A 15,776-nucleotide genomic window follows, 5' to 3' on the forward strand; every position below is an offset into this window, starting at 1 on the left:
TTTTAGCTCTAAATTACTCGCTGTTAATTTAAATGATGTCAATCAAATAGAGTCTGAAATAGAAGATCTTAGAACGTAAGCTGGTTATGGTTTAAGTTACATTCAAAATTTAGTTATACAGCTCAATAATGTTGAGATTAATCTAAATAAAGAACGTGTGTTAAATAATGAAAAAATTTCTTATCTTGATTTTATTTTGAAAAATAAACTGGCCTTATTAAAGCATGTAAATGAGAGTCGTTTATATGGTGTTCTTAATCAATAGCTAATAATGTTAATGGTAGGTACAAATAAAAGCATGACTCGCTATGAAAGAGATGAAGCGCTTGGTTATATTTTAAAAAACAATAAAGCTGATTTATTAAAAGAGTTAGGGCTATTGTTTGATACAGACAACGGCCTTGTTTTATCGCCTGAGCTGGCGCAACTTGCAAATATTTATGGCTACCAAATTAGTGGCAGTGCCGACAACCCCATTATTAGCGCTAAATAATTATTAAAATAGAAGGTTAATAGTGTGAAAAATTTAGTAATGTACTGTGTGCTACTGGCGTGTTTTTTGACATCAGGCTGTGATTTTTTATTTGATAAAGCACATGGTTATCGTGGGCCTATTGTTGTGACGATTGAAACAGAGGATGGCTCAGTGCCAGAATTTCCTTTTTTAATAGAGTCGGGCTATTCGGAATCGTGTGGTCACAGTAGTTGTGGTATTGAATTTGGTTATAAATATTTTAAAATTGCCTATGCTAATGAGCCAATTACCTTCCCTCGTGAGCGTTTGGATTTATTACAGCCCAACGCCTATGCATCGATTGAGTTTACGGTTACCCATCCTAATTATCACCAAGGCGGATTTCCGCGAGGTTTTGGGCCTACCGATGCTGATGATCCTATTCATATTACGTTTACCGTTAAGCCGTTTGCTGAACAAATGAATAAAGTAGCTGGGTGGGCGACTGGCCCTAAGCAAGACATGCAAAACTTTACACCTGATAGCAGGGAATATAAAAAAGCAGACATTCGGTATCGCCAAGCGCGCTTTAATTTGGGGGCGACGATTACAAGGCACATTACGGTGATCAAAACTATGTACTTACCCCATTTTTCAAAACGTATGCAACAACGGGTAATTGAAAAGTATCAACCGATTTTTAGAGCGTGGTATTACGGCGTACCTGAAACGGATTGTTGGGATATGGTTGACTGTAGAAAGCAAATTTTAAAGCCAAGGGAAGCTGAATATGAAGGATTATAAGCGTAAAGCTGCACTGCAATTTTACTGTGTGCTACTGGCGTGTTTTTTGACAACAAGTTGCACTACGGTATTCGATAAGGCTCATGGCTATCGTGGGCCTATTGTTGTGACGATTGAAACAGAAGATGGCTCAGTGCCAGAATTCCCTTTTTTGATAGAGTCCGTGTACACAGAGTCATGCGGTCACAGTAGTTGTGGCATAGACTCCGGTTATAGATACTTTAAAACCACGCATGCTAATGAGCCAATTACCTTCCCACGGGAGCGTTTGGATTTATTACAGCCCAACGCCTATGCAACAATTCTTTTTAAGGTTACTCATCCTAATTATCACTACAATGTATTTACGCGAGGCTTTGGGCCTACCGATGCTGATGACCCCACTCATATCACGTTTACCGTTAAGCCGTTTACTGAACAAATGAAAAAAGTAGCTGGCTGGGCGACTGGCCCTAAGCAAGACATGCAAAACTTTACACCTGATAGCAGGGAATATAAAAAAGCAGACATTCTGTATCGCCAAGCGCGCTTTAATTTAGGAGATATGATCACAAGGCACATTACGGTGATCAAAACTATGTACTTACCTCATTTTTCACCAAGTATGCAACAACGGGTGATTGAAAAGTATCAACCGATTTTTAGAGCCTGGTATTACGGCGTACCTGAAACGGATTGTTGGAGTATGGTTAAATGTAGAAAGCAAATTTTAAAGCCAAGGGAAGCTGAATATGAAGGATTATAAGCGTAAAGCTGCACTGCAATTTTACTGTGTGCTACTGGCGTGTTTTTTGACAACAAGTTGCACTACGGTATTCGATAAGGCTCATGGCTATCGTGGACCCATTGTTGTGACGATTGAAACAGAGGATGGCTCAGTTCCAGAATTCCCTTTTTTGATAGAGTCCGTGTACACAGAGTCATGCGGTCATAGTAGTTGTGGCATAGACTCCGGTTATAGATACTTTAAAACCACGCATGCTAATGAGCCAATTACCTTCCCACGGGAGCGTTTGGATTTATTACAACCCAATGCCTATGCAACAATTCTTTTTAAGGTTACTCATCCTAATTATCACTACAATGTATTTACGCGAGGCTTTGGGCCCACTGATGCTGATGACCCCACTCATATCACGTTTACCGTTAAGCCGTTTACTGAACAAATGAAAAAAGTAGCTGGCTGGGCGACTGGCCCTAAGCAAGACATGCAAAACTTTACACCTGATAGCAGGGAATATAAAAAAGCAGACATTCGGTATCGCCAAGCTCGCTTTAATTTAGGAGATATGATCACAAGGCACATTACGGTGATCAAAACTATGTACTTACCTCATTTTTCACCAAGTATGCAACAACGGGTGATTGAAAAGTATCAACCGATTTTTAGAGCCTGGTATTACGGCGTACCTGAAACAGATTGTTGGGATATGGTTGACTGTAGAAAGCAAATTTTAAAGCCAAGGGAAGCTGAATATGAAGGATTGTAAGCGTAAAGCTGCACTGCAGTTTTACTGTGTGCTACTGGCGTGTTTTTTGACAACAAGTTGCACTACGGTATTCGATAAGGCTCATGGCTATCGTGGACCCATTGTTGTGACGATTGAAACAGAGGATGGCTCAGTGCCAGAGTTCCCTTTTTTGATAAAGTCGGCCTATTCAGAGTCATGTGGTCACAGTAGTTGTGGTATTGAATTTGGTTATAAATATTTTAAAACTGCCTATGCTAATGAGCCAATTACCTTCCCTCGTGAGCGTTTGGATTTATTACAGCCCAACGCCTATGCATCGATTGAGTTTACTGTTACCCATCCTAATTATCACCACCGCGGATTTCCGCGAGGCTTTGGGCCCACCGATGCTGATGATCCTATTCATATCACGTTTACCGTTAAGCCGTTTACTGAACAAATGAAAAAAGTAGCTGGCTGGGCGACTGCCCCTAAACAAGACATGCAAAACTTTACACCTGATAGCAGGGAATATAAAAAAGCAGACATTCGGTATCGCCAAGCGCGCTTTAATTTAGGAGATATGATCACAAGGCACATTACGGTGATCAAAACTATGTACTTACCTCATTTTTCACCAAGTATGCAACAACGGGTGATTGAAAAGTATCAACCGATTTTTAGAGCGTGGTATTACGGTGTACCCGAAACGGATTGTTGGAACAAAATGACTTGCCAAGAACATATTTTAAAGCCAAGGGAAGCTGAATATGAAGGATTATAAGCGTAAAACTGCACTGCTTTTTGGGGCGGTAATGGTATTTAATTGTGCAGCGCACGATACCAATACCAGCCACCCACGTATTACAGAAGCAGTTTATTTTTCAATGCTAGGCCTAGATAAAGAAAGCTTTTCTTATTACCAGCTATATCAAACCCACTCAGGTTATGTCACTAAGCTTGTGGGGGATGCGCACCCAATAAAATTTTTTTAATTTCAAAAAATACTGAAAATGGCTACTTAATCCAGGTCATCGATAAAAAAATATAATTACTCAGTCAATAACGACGGATAATACTGTAACAATAGACACGATAAATTACTTAAGAATTTTAGCCGATGGGGGAGTTCTCCAGATCATTCATCCAATAGAAAAAAAGGAAATATATACACCTAAATTTTTAGATTTTATTACTCATAAGATTGATATACAGCTGAGTTGTTGGTGCGCTGATGAAACATACCCAGAGGAACAAGATTTATCTTTAGTTTATCTCCACTTTGTTGATTTAAAAGAACAATATATTAAGAATGTAGATGTTGTTAGTCGGAGAAAGGCTATTGAAGGAAGGAGTCGAGCACTTTATTCTCTCGTTGCCGTCGCAAGCTCTAGTGTCAATGAATCAAGGAAGCTACATAAGAGCCAAGTAAGTCAAATGAAAAAAGAGATGGGGAAGATAATAGGTGATTTATATGTTGATCAAAGCTTAAGTTACTAGTAAAAACCTTGTAGGCAAATGCGTACAAGGTTTTTTCATGACCGAATGAAGTTTATGACTTATTGCGGTTTTCTTTCGCAAATGCACGTATTTTACGTTTTTGCGATAAGGTCACTTTATTGGTGCGGCCTGCGTATGGGTTATCACCTTCTCTAAATTCAATTTTGATAGGTGTCCCCATGATATTCAATGCTTTACGATAGTAGTTCATTAGGTAGCGTTTATAGCTATCAGGTAAGTCATGAACTTGGTTACCGTGAATAACGATACGTGGTGGGTTATAACCACCGGCATGCGCATATTTAAGCTTAACACGACGGCCACGAACGAGAGGAGGCTGATGATCCGCTTGAGCCATGTCCATGATACGACGTAGCATTGCAGTACTAATACGCTTAGTCGCAGACTCATATGCTTCATCAACTGATTCAAATAAGTGACCCACACCGGTGCCGTGTAACGCAGAGATAAAGTGTAAGCGTGCAAAGTCAATAAAGCCTAAACGACGGTCAAGCTCAGATTTGATTCGCTCTTTAACGTAATCGTCTAAGCCGTCCCATTTGTTTACGGCTACAACGAGCGAACGACCTGCATTTAAGGCAAACCCTAATAAGCTTAAGTCTTGATCTGAAATGCCTTCGCGAGCATCAACAACCAGTAATACAACGTTTGCATCTTCAATAGCTTGCAGCGTTTTGATAACAGAAAATTTCTCAACAACGTCGCTTACTTTTTTACGCTTACGAACACCAGCGGTATCAATAAGGATGTACTCTTTGTCATTACGCGTCATCGGAATGTAGATAGAGTCGCGCGTAGTACCTGGCATATCGTAAACGATAACGCGTTCTTCACCTAAAATACGGTTAGTCAGCGTAGACTTACCCACATTTGGGCGACCAATGATTGCTAGTTTTACAGGTTTATCTGCAAATGCTTGTTGGTTCTCTTCGCTGTCGTCGTCTTCACTGTAAAGATCAATTAATTCGTCATCACTTTCTTCAACGTCATCGTTTTGTGCAGCCATTTCAGCGATAACTGGTTGAAGTGTTGTTTCAAGTAACTGCGTAATACCACGACCGTGAGCCGCGGCAATGTGGTGAATATCACCCAAGCTTAATTGAAAAAACTCTGCACAGTATGAGTCAGCATCAATACCATCTACTTTGTTTGCGACAACAAAGCATTTCTTTTGCTGTTTACGTAGGTGATTAGCAATTGCTTGGTCTGCGGCTGTCATGCCCGCACGCGCATCAACTAAAAATAATACGATATCGGCTTCTTCAATCGCGAGTAACGATTGCTCGGCCATTTCAGTTTCGATACCTTGCTCAGAGCCGTCAATACCGCCCGTGTCTACCACGATAAATTCATAGCCATCATAGTCAGCTTGGCCATATTTTCTATCTCGTGTTAAGCCTGGAAAATCGGCAACGAGGGCGTCACGAGTACGTGTTAAACGGTTAAATAATGTGGATTTGCCCACATTGGGTCGCCCAACAAGAGCGATCACGGGAAGCATAAACTACCTCTTTAAAAAACAACAAAAGGCTTCGCCAAGCGAAGCCTTAGAAAAATAACGTTTACTATTAGTAAGTTAGTCTGGAATTTTAACCGCGCTAACTTCACCATCTCGGGTGTATAAAATTAACTTGTCACCGGCAACAACAGGCTCAATAAAGAAACCTGAGCTGTCAAAGTCTTCACGCGATACAAGCTCGCCCGACTCTTTATCTAACCAGTGTAGGTTACCTTCTTGGTCACCCAATGCTAAATATTTTCCAGCAACTGTTGGGCCTGTTAAGTACCAGCCACGTAGAGCAGGTTGGCTCCAACGTTCAATACCAGACACTTTATCTAAGCCGTATACCACACCGTTGCTGTCAACAATATAGATATATTGGCTGTCCATCGATAAATCACGGTAGCTGCTGTACTCACGTTTCCATACAACATTACCAGAGCGAATATCCACGGCTGCTAAGTTACCATTATAGGCGATAGCATAAGCATATGGGCCGCTAATTAAAGCTTGTGTATCGACATCAACTAAACGCTCAAACTCAGAAGCCCCTTTTGGTGACGCAATTTCAGCGCTCCAAGCAGAGTAACCGTTTTCTGAAATTAATACGTTGAGCTTGCCTGTTTCAAGGCCTATTAATACCCCACCATTCGCAACCGTTGGTGAGCTTTGGCCACGCAGTGTTAGTGGCGGTACTTCTTGCTCATAACGCCAGCGTTCTTCACCTGTGTCTGGGTGAATGGCCAGTAATTTACCAGAACCCAAATTAACGAATATTAGGCCATCGCCCGCAGCTGGTTTTGAAAGTACTTCGCCCGGCACTGTTTTGCGCCAAATAATTTCACCCGTTTCGCGGTCAAGAGCAGTTAAATAGCCGTGCTCAGAGCCAACGAATATTTTACCATAAGCTTGTAAAATACCGCCTGATAATTTAGCGCTCTCAGATGTTTCCCAAGGCCAAAAAGCGGGGTTTTCACGTACATCGGTATGCCAAAGAGTATCGCCATTTTCAAGCGATAAGGCTTCTACTTCACCTTCACGGTTGGCAACATACACAACGTCGTTATATACCGCTGGAGTGAGGCGAGAAAAATAGTGCTGAACACCATCACCAATCGACTCTTGCCAAACAACCTTTGTTTCAAACTGATTAACAATTTCTGGTAATACTAATTCATCTTCGTCATCACTTGATGAACACCCCGTTAGGGTCGCAATACACAGAGCAAGTGTTGCCGCTGTTAACTTCTTCATCTTAACCCCTTATGCCGCTGGGCTAGTTTGTGCTAAGTCATCAAGTTTAATTTGTAATAACGGGTTATTTTCAAGGCCACCTTTATCAGCCGCAGCTTGATATTGGCTGCGCGCTTGGTCTTTGTCACCTTGTGCAGCAAACACATCGCCTTTTAATTCCGCAACCGTTGCAGCAAATGATTCTGGTAACGTTGAGTTTAATGTTGCTAATGCTTGCTCATACTGCTTTTGTGCAAGATGAACACGAGCAAGACGCGTTGCAGCTGTGGCTTTTAACTCGGTGTTTTTCTCGTGCGTGATAATCCAATTAAGTTTTTCACTTGCCGCATCAAGATCATTTTTTTCTACGGCTTCTTTAGCTGCAACGAAAGCAACTAAGGTACTGTAGCTTGATTCATTATTATCTTTGATAAACGTTTCTGCTTTGTCTAGCACGGCACCGCTATCAACAAGTTGAGTGAATGAGTCTGATGCATTTTCAGCACTGGTGATTTGGTGTTGATTATATGCTTTCCAGCCATACAAACCACCTAGGCCTGCGATAATACCCACTGCCAGTGCGACACCGTTTTCACGAAAAAAGCGTTTAATCGCTTCTGCTTGTTGTTCTTCTGTTGAATAAATTTCCATGCTTACCTCTGTTGCTAACTGAACTTAAATAAGTTCAGCTAGTAGCGTTTTCGCTTCTTCTAGTTTTAAGGTGACTTGTTCTTTACGCTCACGTAAATATTTTACAGTCACAACGCCTTGTTCTAATTCATCTTCGCCGATAATGAGCGCAACTAATGCATCGCTTTTATCAGCGCGTTTTAATTGCTTTTTAAAATTGCCGCCGCCAGCGTGAACCATCACTCGAAGACCCGCCACATCTTTGCGAAGTTGAGCTGCGATGATAGGCGCTTGAATACTGGCTTTGTCGCCCATGGCTGCCAAATATACATCAGCACTGCGACGAATGTCACCTACACATTCTAATGCTTGTAGTAGCAGAACTAAACGTTCAAGACCCATTGCAAAACCAACGGCTGGGGTTGCTTTACCACCTAGTTGCTCAACTAGGCCGTCGTAGCGACCACCGGCACATACGGTTCCTTGTGCGCCCAGACTATCTGTCACCCACTCAAAAACTGTGCGGTTGTAATAGTCAAGGCCACGTACAAGCTTTTCGTTTACAGTGTATTCGACGCCAGCTGCGTCTAAACGTTCACATAAATTTTCAAAATGTTCTTTTGATTCAGCATCTAAATGCTCAGACAGTTTTGGTGCATCAGTTAAGATTGCTTGTACATCTGGATTTTTACTGTCTAAAACACGTAATGGGTTAGAATACATGCGACGTTTTGAGTCTTCATCTAGCACATCAACATGTTGCTCTAAGTAGGCAACAAGGGCATCGCGATAGTCAGCACGTGCTTCATTAGAGCCTAATGAGTTAAGCTCTAGACGAACGTGTTCGCTAATACCAAATTCTTTCCATAATTGGGCTGTAAGCAAAATAACTTCTGCATCAATATCGGCAGTGGCAATGCCGAATGTTTCTAAACCAAATTGGTGGAATTGGCGATAACGGCCTTTTTGTGGACGTTCATGGCGGAACATCGGTCCCATGTACCATAAACGTTGTTCTTGATTGTACAGTAAGCCATTTTGGTTACCTGCACGTACACACACCGCGGTTCCTTCAGGGCGAAGTGTTAGGTTATCGCCATTACGGTCAGCAAATGTGTACATTTCTTTTTCAACGATATCAGTAACTTCACCAATAGAGCGTTTAAATAGATCGGTTGACTCAACAATTGGAAAACGAATTTCTTGATAACCAAACGATGAAACGGTATCACGTAAGATATTTTCTACTTTCTGCCAAATCTGCGTGTCGCCTGGCAGACAATCGTTCATACCACGAACTGCCTGAATTTGTTTTGCCACTGATAAATCCTAAATACTGTACTTGCGTAAATAATCATTACGCATCAAGAAAACTAAAAATTGACCCGCTATTATAACGTCTGAGCGGTAAAGGTAAACGGCAAACCGCTGGGTTTGCCGACTATATTCGTATTATTCAACTATTTTGATGTCGATTGGCGTTTCTTTCTCTTTTTTAGCGATAAAGTCGCGCACATAGCCTTCGAGCTGGTCAACAATGTTGTCGTTATCGATACGTGCTTTTTGACGCTCGCCATTAATGTAAAGGCCTGAACGACGGTTTGCACCCGCAAGGCCAATATCACTCACGAGGGCTTCACCCGGACCATTAACCACACACCCAATGACAGACACTGACATGGGGTCAACAACGTCTTCAAGACGTTCTTCGAGTTGATTCATCGTGCTAACAACATCAAACTCTTGACGCGAACAGCTTGGACACGCAATAAAGTTGATACCACGCGAGCGAATACGCAACGATTTTAAGATATCGAAGCCAACTTTGACCTCTTGCACTGGATCAGCCGCAAGTGACACACGTAATGTGTCGCCAATACCTTCGGCAAGCAGCATACCTAAACCCACTGCAGACTTGACTGAGCCAGAGCGCATACCGCCAGCTTCCGTAATACCTAAATGCAGTGGCTGATCAATTTCTTTGGCAAGGAGTCGGTACGCACCGACTGCTAAGAATACGTCTGATGCTTTAACCGAGACTTTAAATTGATCAAAGTCTAAACGTTGCAAAATCTCAACATGGCGCATTGCTGATTCTAGTAATGCTTCGGGCGTTGGCTCGCCGTATTTCTCTTGTAAATCGCGCTCTAATGAGCCGCCATTTACACCAATACGAATGGGAATATTGTGCTCGCGTGCAGAGTCTACCACTGCACGAATACGTTCTTCACTGCCAATATTACCTGGGTTGATACGTAAACAATCTGCGCCATACTGCGCTACTTTTAGTGCAATGCGGTAGTCAAAGTGAATATCAGTCACCAGTGGAATAGTGACCTGTTCTTTTATGCTTTTAAATGCTTCAGCCGCTTCCATGGTAGGCACTGAAACACGAACGATATCGGCTCCAGCGTCTTGAATGGCTTGAATTTGTGCAACCGTTGCATCGACATCTAATGTGTTGGTGTTAGTCATCGACTGAACAGCAATCGGTGCACCATCACCAATGGGGACATTGCCTACGTTAATGCGTGTCGATTTTCTGCGTTTAATAGGAGATTCTGAAAACATTGCGGTTACTCTGATAACGGTAAAGTAAATTTAGCTAATCGGTTTTTGGCAAAATGTGAGGTGTCGACAGGTTGACCTTCAAACGTAATATCAACCATTTGGTGTTTGCCTAGCACGACATTAAATGGCTGTGGACCTGTGACAGTCATGACGTAGCCGGCTTTTTTTACGCCAAATGCTACGCGGTCACCGTTGCCATCGTGAATTTCAACCCAGCTGTCTTCATTAAAGTGCATGACAATGGTGCTTTGTTCAGGATCGCTTGAGCTTGCTTGCTCTGGTGTCACAGGTGGTGTTGTCGCAGAGGCTGGTTCAGACTCTGCAACAGCTAAATCAGTACTGATTGGTGCTGCACTTTCAGTGTGTTCTTGGACAACGGGAGGCTCTTGAACAGGGGACGAAAGTTCACTTGTTTCAAGTTGATTTGGCTGAATTGTCTTAATGGGCTCTTCAATCGCTGGTGCGCTATTTTGCCACCACCAAAAAACAGACGAGCCAATGATCACAGCTAAAATAAAGTAGCTGAACAACATTAAGCGGCTGTCATGTGCTTCTTTTTCAGTACGACGAGAGAAACTTTGCATTTTTGACTTTTTCGCAGGTTCTATCTGCTCAGGCAGTAATGCAAGCATGGCTTGACTGTCAATTTTAAGCTCTCGGCAATAACTTTTAATATAGCCTTTAACAAACGTGGCAGGGCCAAGTAACTCGTGTTCGTCGTTTTCTAGTCTCTGTAATTGTAAAACAGATAATTTTAATGCTCCGGCAAGTTGCTCAAGGCTCACTCCCGCATTTTCGCGGTGCTTTTTTAGCGCTTGACCGAGCGTTTCTTGCGGTTGTTCTAACGTGTTTTCTTCATTCATAATGCGTATGAGTCTGGGTCTACCAATAAGAGTCTATGCCCAGGTTTTAGGGCTACATCTGGGCTCAATTTGTTCCAGCGCATTAATTGATCGATCAATACGCTATGCTGGGTGGCTATGCCATAAAGAGTATCGCCAGCGTTAATGTCATGGTAAATGTGCGGATCATTTAAATAGATTTTTGTGCCGTTTTGCACACGATCCGATTCTTTTAAGCCATTCCATTGCAAAATCTTCTGTAGTTTAACATTGTATCGCACCGAAATGCTAAATAGGTTTTCACCATTTTGAATAACATGGTAAGGAATATTTAATGCGGCGACACTGGGGTTCAGCATGGGCAGTTGTAATTGCTCTGTGCTGACGCTGTAGCGCGTGTTACTTGTTTGCGCAGAACGAGAAGAACGGGTGTTAAATACATCGGCATCTTTTTCTGCTTCGTAAAAAACCACGGTGCCAGTGTCTTTTTTCACCGCGTTTGTAGATGGCTCAATTTGCTGTTTTATTTCAGGTGTTTGTGGAGCACCAAATGAAACAATTTTTACGTCATCACTGTTTGTTTGTGTGGGCTCAACTGCTGGCGTTGTGGTTTGTGATGAACCAAGTGCATTCATAACTGCTGAGGTATCGTTAGCCACCGCGGTTTTTACTACTGGGCGTGATGACACGGTGGTAAAACCGCCTATTTTAGGCTGCGTTTTCTGTACGGTTGCCACTGGCTGTTGTTTAGGTGCCGTGACTGCGGCCTCTTCTTCGACTGCGTCAACGTGCTCAATATCAGCTTGCGCAACTTCAACAGATTTTACTTCTGGTAATGAGTCTGCGGGCGTTGGCATGGTTGCCACAGGTTGTGTGTCTGTTGGTTCTGCAGCGACAGACACCGCTGCTGATTCTTCAGTTGCGACAGGTTTAATTGTCGCGACAGGCTCTATTGTTGTGTTTGCAGCTACTGTTGTGCTCGCCGAACTTGGTTGTTGTGGCTTAGGCGGTGCCTTTTTCTTTACGATACGGATTTTTGGCTGATCTTTACTTACCGACGAGTAATCGCTTGAAATGAGCAGTTCTTCTAACTGAGAAAGGCGGTATTTTTCTCGTAAAATCTCAAATTCAGTGTTCTTTAACTGCTGAGAGGAGATGGCTTTAGCTTCACTTGAGCCGGGGTAAGTTTGTAAAATAATGGCCGCCGTGGTTTCTGCTTTTTCAATGTGGCCCATGCGTTGTTGAATAAGGTAACTTAGCATTAAAGCGCGAGGAGTGACACGGCCTGTAGATTCAAATTGCTCCACGACTTCCTGTGCTTTATGTAAGTCGCTTTTAGCATAATATAAACCTGCAAGGTTTATTAATGATGATGGGCGTTGTGAGCTGTGACTTAATGCTGATTTAAAATATTTTTCAGCATTTTCAAAATCATTAAACTCAACGGCACATAACGCTAAGTTTTCGTAACTTTCGGCTACACGAATATAGCTTGGAATCGCAATGGCTTTAAGGAGTTCTTCTGCGGCGCGGTCATATTCACCGATACCACATAAAAAGACCCCATAGTTATTTAAGGTATTAGGATCGTCGGGATCAAGTTTTAATGCTTGTTGATAGGCCCTGTCGGCCAACTCATTTTCATCAACTTGCTGATAATAATATGCCAGAGAATAGTGTACTTCAGGTAGTTGCGGTGCGAAGTCAGCTGCACGCTCCAAATTATACTTTGCTTGCGAGTTATTGCCTGTTTTTAAGTACTGTAAAGCAAGGGCTATACGAGTACGCGCGGCACCAGTATTATTGATTTTATTTTCAACAACAGGTTTGTTACTTCCGTTGTAGCTGTTTTCTGTGACACACCCAGCTAATGCTAAAGCACTAACAGTTATGGCAAGTAAAGATCGCATTACCTAATCTCTTGTTTGATTCCGTATGCCTATCTTACCGAAAAGCCTTTGTCTTGCATCTATTATTTTAAAAATAAGCTGCTTAACACAAAGGCTTGTCTTGGATTTAACGATTATGCTTGATGAATATTAACAGCAATTGCGTTGTCATCGCGCATTTTCTTTTTCGCTAAACGCTTTGTTCTGTCAACCACATCGCCCACTAATTGACCGCAGGCTGCATCAATATCGTCACCACGAGTACGTCGAACAATACAGGTAATGCCTGCCGCTTGTAGTACTTTAGAAAAACGGTCAATACGGCTATTACTTGAGCGACCATATTCGTTGCCAGGGAATGGGTTAAACGGAATAAGGTTTACTTTAGACGGTGTCCCTTTTAATGTTTTAACCAGTTCATGGGCTTGGTCGGTGCTGTCGTTAATGCCTTGCAACATGACGTACTCAATAGTGACATCTTTATTCGCTTTTGAGCCATCGATGTAACGACGACACGCCGCTAAAAACTCTTCAATTGGGTACTTTTTATTGATTGGCACTAGCACGTCACGCAGCTCGTTGTTTGGCGCGTGAAGAGAGATGGCCAACGCAACGTCGATTTTTTCTTTTAGTAAATCAAGAGCAGGAACAACACCAGATGTGCTCAGTGTAACGCGACGCTTTGATAGACCAAAACCCCAGTCATCCATCATCAGTTCCATTGCTGGCACAACATTCTTAAGGTTTAAAAGTGGCTCACCCATACCCATCATTACAACATTAGTAACAGGGCGTTTGGTGCTATCGCCATCAAGGCCAATATCTTTAGCAACACGCCATACTTGGCCAATAATTTCAGATACCGTTAGGTTACGGTTAAAGCCTTGCTGCGCTGTTGAGCAGAAAGTACATTCTAGCGCACAGCCTACTTGTGACGATACACATAAGGTTGCACGGTCTTTTTCAGGGATCCACACAGCTTCAACTTCTTGTCCACCTTGTAGCAATAAGGCATATTTAATTGTGCCATCACTTGCTACTTGTTTTACTGAGATCTCGGGTGCAACAATTTCACATTCAGCTTTAAGCTTTTCTTTTAACTTTTTATTGACGTTGCTCATGTCGTCAAAATTATCTACACCAAAATGATAAATCCATTTCATCACCTGATCGCCACGGAACGGCTTTTCGCCGAAGGATACAAAAAGCTCACGCATTGCATCTCGGTTTAAATCTAATAAATTAATCTTTTTTTCTGTGGTCATGAAACAACCTCAATCAGTGACGGTGGTATAAGTATTTAGGGTGCGCGATTGTATATTATTTAATCGACTTAGTCATTAGCTAAACAGACGAATAATAAGCTTAGCTAATGACTAAAAAAGGGCTCGAAAGCCCTTTTTCTTCTGCATCACAGACTTAGCTGTGAACTCGATATTAACGAGTACGTGGGCAGATTTCTTCGTCAGCGAAGAAGTATGCGATTTCACGTGCAGCTGATTCAACAGCGTCTGAACCGTGAACAGCATTTTCGTCGATGCTGTCAGCGTAGTCAGCACGTAATGTACCTGCTAGCGCTTCAGCTGGGTTAGTAGCACCCATGATTTCACGGTTTTTAAGTACAGCGTTCTCACCTTCAAGAACAGTAACCATTACTGGACCAGATGTCATGAACTCAACTAAAGCACCGAAGAAAGGACGCTCGCTGTGCTCAGCGTAGAAGCCTTCAGCTTTTTCTTTTGAAAGGTGAACCATTTTAGCTGCAACGATCTTAAGACCTGCAGTTTCGAAACGGTTGTAGATAGCGCCGATGTGGTTTTTAGCAACTGCATCAGGTTTTACGATTGAAAAAGTACGCTCTAAAGCCATCTTTGTGCTCCAATAATTTTATATATAAAAGGTTAAATATTAACGGGCGCGAATTATACGCGCTTTACGCTAAAATTCCTAATTTTATTAAATAGAGCATAGATGGCATTTTTATGATCCTTTTGGCGATTGCCCTAAAAGGCTGCCTTTAATTCAATTATGACTGCAAAGTTGTTACTGCAGAGGGATTTTGAGCTATCATTTTCAGCAAGGAAAATAGAGTACTAAAATAAGGAAAAACAATGAAAAAACTTCTTTTAATAGGTTTACTTGCTAGTGTTTTAGCTGGCTGTAATTCAGATTCAAATGATGAATTAACATGTCCGCCTTCACCTGTAGCCATCGATATTGCTAACTACGCTGTGGTAGCTGAACAGGATAGCGCAAATACACTTACACCCATTGCCTTTGACACCTATAAAATCAAGCTAAGCGGAATGGGGGACGGTGTTTATCAAGACGGTAACGAACCAGATCCTAATAAAGAATACGCTGATTGCCCAGTGGCGGCTGTGGTGCTTGGCAGTATTAATAGCATTACTGCAATTAATGTTTATTCAAGCGCCGATTATAACAGCGAACTAACGGCTGGTATGAGCTTGAATAGTATCTTCAATGTCACAGAGATGTATGTGAATGACTTTGACTACTTTAATGAGGGAGGCTATGCCAGTGTCGCTGATTTTGCTGACATATTACCTACTACAGCACCTGTGTTTATTGAACTAAAACCAAATCAAGCGCCTGAACTGCAAAGCAGTCATATTTTTTATATAGATATTTATTTTGCAAATGGTAAAACGTTCACACTCGAAACAGAAGAAGTTGCGCTTTTTTAGGCAATCATAAAAGGCACTAGAACTAGATAAGTGAAGTTACTTTGCATATCGCTACTTTACTTATCTAGGTGGAACATTCCTTTTTAAAATCTCATTGTTGTTAACCTTTCATTCACTTTTGCGCTGTTAATGTATACCAATGTGTTATGCTGCTATAACTTTAACTTTCTGA

General features: G+C 41.9%; 16 protein-coding genes. 7 read left to right on the forward strand and 9 right to left on the reverse strand.

Annotated features, from left to right (window positions below):
* Positions 1-298: 298 nt before the first annotated feature.
* The 6 genes from ACSSVW_RS17115 to ACSSVW_RS17140 are packed head-to-tail and all read left to right on the forward strand — an operon-like array spanning position 299 to position 3,704.
* Positions 299-493: a hypothetical protein gene (locus tag ACSSVW_RS17115; protein ID WP_155950855.1), complete on the forward strand. Its 195-nt coding sequence runs from the start codon at positions 299-301 to the stop codon at positions 491-493.
* Positions 494-517: 24 nt separating this feature from the next.
* Entirely contained in the window at positions 518-1,258 is a 741-nt protein-coding gene (locus ACSSVW_RS17120; protein ID WP_421420010.1) for a hypothetical protein, read from the forward strand.
* On the forward strand, positions 1,245-2,003 hold the full coding sequence (locus ACSSVW_RS17125; protein WP_421420011.1) for a hypothetical protein: 759 nt from the start codon (positions 1,245-1,247) through the stop codon (positions 2,001-2,003). The genes ACSSVW_RS17120 and ACSSVW_RS17125 overlap by 14 nt, the downstream gene beginning before the upstream one ends.
* Entirely contained in the window at positions 1,990-2,748 is a 759-nt protein-coding gene (locus ACSSVW_RS17130) for a hypothetical protein (RefSeq protein WP_421420014.1), read from the forward strand. The genes ACSSVW_RS17125 and ACSSVW_RS17130 overlap by 14 nt, the downstream gene beginning before the upstream one ends.
* Positions 2,735-3,493 (forward strand): hypothetical protein, encoded by a 759-nt coding sequence (locus ACSSVW_RS17135; RefSeq protein WP_421420015.1) that lies wholly within the window; start codon positions 2,735-2,737, stop codon positions 3,491-3,493. The genes ACSSVW_RS17130 and ACSSVW_RS17135 overlap by 14 nt, the downstream gene beginning before the upstream one ends.
* Positions 3,480-3,704, forward strand: a complete 225-nt coding sequence (locus ACSSVW_RS17140; RefSeq protein ID WP_421420017.1) for a hypothetical protein — start codon at positions 3,480-3,482, stop codon at positions 3,702-3,704. Before ACSSVW_RS17135 ends, ACSSVW_RS17140 begins: the two co-directional genes overlap by 14 nt.
* A 557-nt stretch (positions 3,705-4,261) precedes the next feature.
* On the opposite strand, the gene der is transcribed toward ACSSVW_RS17140, so the two are convergent.
* The 9 genes from der to ndk form a co-directional block, all read right to left on the reverse strand.
* Positions 4,262-5,731 (reverse strand): ribosome biogenesis GTPase Der, encoded by a 1,470-nt coding sequence (der, locus tag ACSSVW_RS17145; RefSeq protein WP_036972413.1) that lies wholly within the window; start codon positions 5,729-5,731, stop codon positions 4,262-4,264.
* A gap of 75 nt (positions 5,732-5,806) precedes the next feature.
* Complete coding sequence (gene bamB / locus ACSSVW_RS17150) at positions 5,807-6,985, reverse strand: outer membrane protein assembly factor BamB (protein WP_036972412.1); 1,179 nt, start codon at positions 6,983-6,985, stop codon at positions 5,807-5,809.
* Positions 6,986-6,994: 9 nt separating this feature from the next.
* On the reverse strand, positions 6,995-7,615 hold the full coding sequence (locus ACSSVW_RS17155) for a YfgM family protein (protein WP_036972411.1): 621 nt from the start codon (positions 7,613-7,615) through the stop codon (positions 6,995-6,997).
* Positions 7,616-7,639: 24 nt separating this feature from the next.
* Positions 7,640-8,914 carry a histidine--tRNA ligase gene (gene hisS, locus ACSSVW_RS17160; protein ID WP_036972410.1) on the reverse strand — a complete coding sequence of 425 codons (1,275 nt, stop codon included), beginning with the start codon at positions 8,912-8,914 and terminating at the stop codon, positions 7,640-7,642.
* A gap of 132 nt (positions 8,915-9,046) precedes the next feature.
* Positions 9,047-10,165, reverse strand: coding sequence for a flavodoxin-dependent (E)-4-hydroxy-3-methylbut-2-enyl-diphosphate synthase (gene ispG / locus ACSSVW_RS17165; protein WP_454179801.1), 1,119 nt, complete (start codon positions 10,163-10,165; stop codon positions 9,047-9,049).
* A gap of 5 nt (positions 10,166-10,170) precedes the next feature.
* On the reverse strand, positions 10,171-11,028 hold the full coding sequence (locus ACSSVW_RS17170; RefSeq protein ID WP_421420020.1) for a RodZ domain-containing protein: 858 nt from the start codon (positions 11,026-11,028) through the stop codon (positions 10,171-10,173).
* Positions 11,025-12,917, reverse strand: coding sequence for a type IV pilus biogenesis/stability protein PilW (pilW, locus tag ACSSVW_RS17175; protein WP_421420022.1), 1,893 nt, complete (start codon positions 12,915-12,917; stop codon positions 11,025-11,027). The genes ACSSVW_RS17170 and pilW overlap by 4 nt, the downstream gene beginning before the upstream one ends.
* 113 nt (positions 12,918-13,030) lie before the next feature.
* A complete protein-coding gene (locus ACSSVW_RS17180) occupies positions 13,031-14,161 on the reverse strand; it encodes a bifunctional tRNA (adenosine(37)-C2)-methyltransferase TrmG/ribosomal RNA large subunit methyltransferase RlmN (RefSeq protein ID WP_036972406.1) in 1,131 nt (376 codons plus the stop codon).
* Positions 14,162-14,333: 172 nt separating this feature from the next.
* The gene (gene ndk / locus ACSSVW_RS17185; protein WP_036972405.1) at positions 14,334-14,765 is read right to left on the reverse strand and encodes a nucleoside-diphosphate kinase; all 432 of its coding nucleotides are present in this window, start codon (positions 14,763-14,765) and stop codon (positions 14,334-14,336) included.
* Between the two features lie 242 nt (positions 14,766-15,007).
* On the opposite strand from ndk, the gene ACSSVW_RS17190 reads away from it, so the two are divergent.
* Entirely contained in the window at positions 15,008-15,604 is a 597-nt protein-coding gene (locus ACSSVW_RS17190) for a hypothetical protein (protein WP_421420023.1), read from the forward strand.
* Positions 15,605-15,776: the final 172 nt, after the last annotated feature.

This window comes from Pseudoalteromonas sp. MBR-15, from assembly GCF_053628915.1.

Bases quoted from the DNA above. Each gene is read 5' to 3' on its own strand.
- ACSSVW_RS17115 (WP_155950855.1), top strand. From the start codon at position 299: ATGACTCGCTATGAAAGAGATGAAGCGCTTGGTTATATTTTAAAAAAC.
- ACSSVW_RS17125 (WP_421420011.1), top strand. From the start codon at position 1,245: ATGAAGGATTATAAGCGTAAAGCTGCACTGCAATTTTACTGTGTGCTA.
- ACSSVW_RS17130 (WP_421420014.1), top strand. From the start codon at position 1,990: ATGAAGGATTATAAGCGTAAAGCTGCACTGCAATTTTACTGTGTGCTA.
- ACSSVW_RS17135 (WP_421420015.1), top strand. From the start codon at position 2,735: ATGAAGGATTGTAAGCGTAAAGCTGCACTGCAGTTTTACTGTGTGCTA.
- ACSSVW_RS17140 (WP_421420017.1), top strand. From the start codon at position 3,480: ATGAAGGATTATAAGCGTAAAACTGCACTGCTTTTTGGGGCGGTAATG.
- der (WP_036972413.1), bottom strand. From the start codon at position 5,731: ATGCTTCCCGTGATCGCTCTTGTTGGGCGACCCAATGTGGGCAAATCC.
- bamB (WP_036972412.1), bottom strand. From the start codon at position 6,985: ATGAAGAAGTTAACAGCGGCAACACTTGCTCTGTGTATTGCGACCCTA.
- ACSSVW_RS17155 (WP_036972411.1), bottom strand. From the start codon at position 7,615: ATGGAAATTTATTCAACAGAAGAACAACAAGCAGAAGCGATTAAACGC.
- ispG (WP_454179801.1), bottom strand. From the start codon at position 10,165: ATGTTTTCAGAATCTCCTATTAAACGCAGAAAATCGACACGCATTAAC.
- ACSSVW_RS17170 (WP_421420020.1), bottom strand. From the start codon at position 11,028: ATGAATGAAGAAAACACGTTAGAACAACCGCAAGAAACGCTCGGTCAA.
- pilW (WP_421420022.1), bottom strand. From the start codon at position 12,917: ATGCGATCTTTACTTGCCATAACTGTTAGTGCTTTAGCATTAGCTGGG.
- ACSSVW_RS17180 (WP_036972406.1), bottom strand. From the start codon at position 14,161: ATGACCACAGAAAAAAAGATTAATTTATTAGATTTAAACCGAGATGCA.
- ndk (WP_036972405.1), bottom strand. From the start codon at position 14,765: ATGGCTTTAGAGCGTACTTTTTCAATCGTAAAACCTGATGCAGTTGCT.
- ACSSVW_RS17190 (WP_421420023.1), top strand. From the start codon at position 15,008: ATGAAAAAACTTCTTTTAATAGGTTTACTTGCTAGTGTTTTAGCTGGC.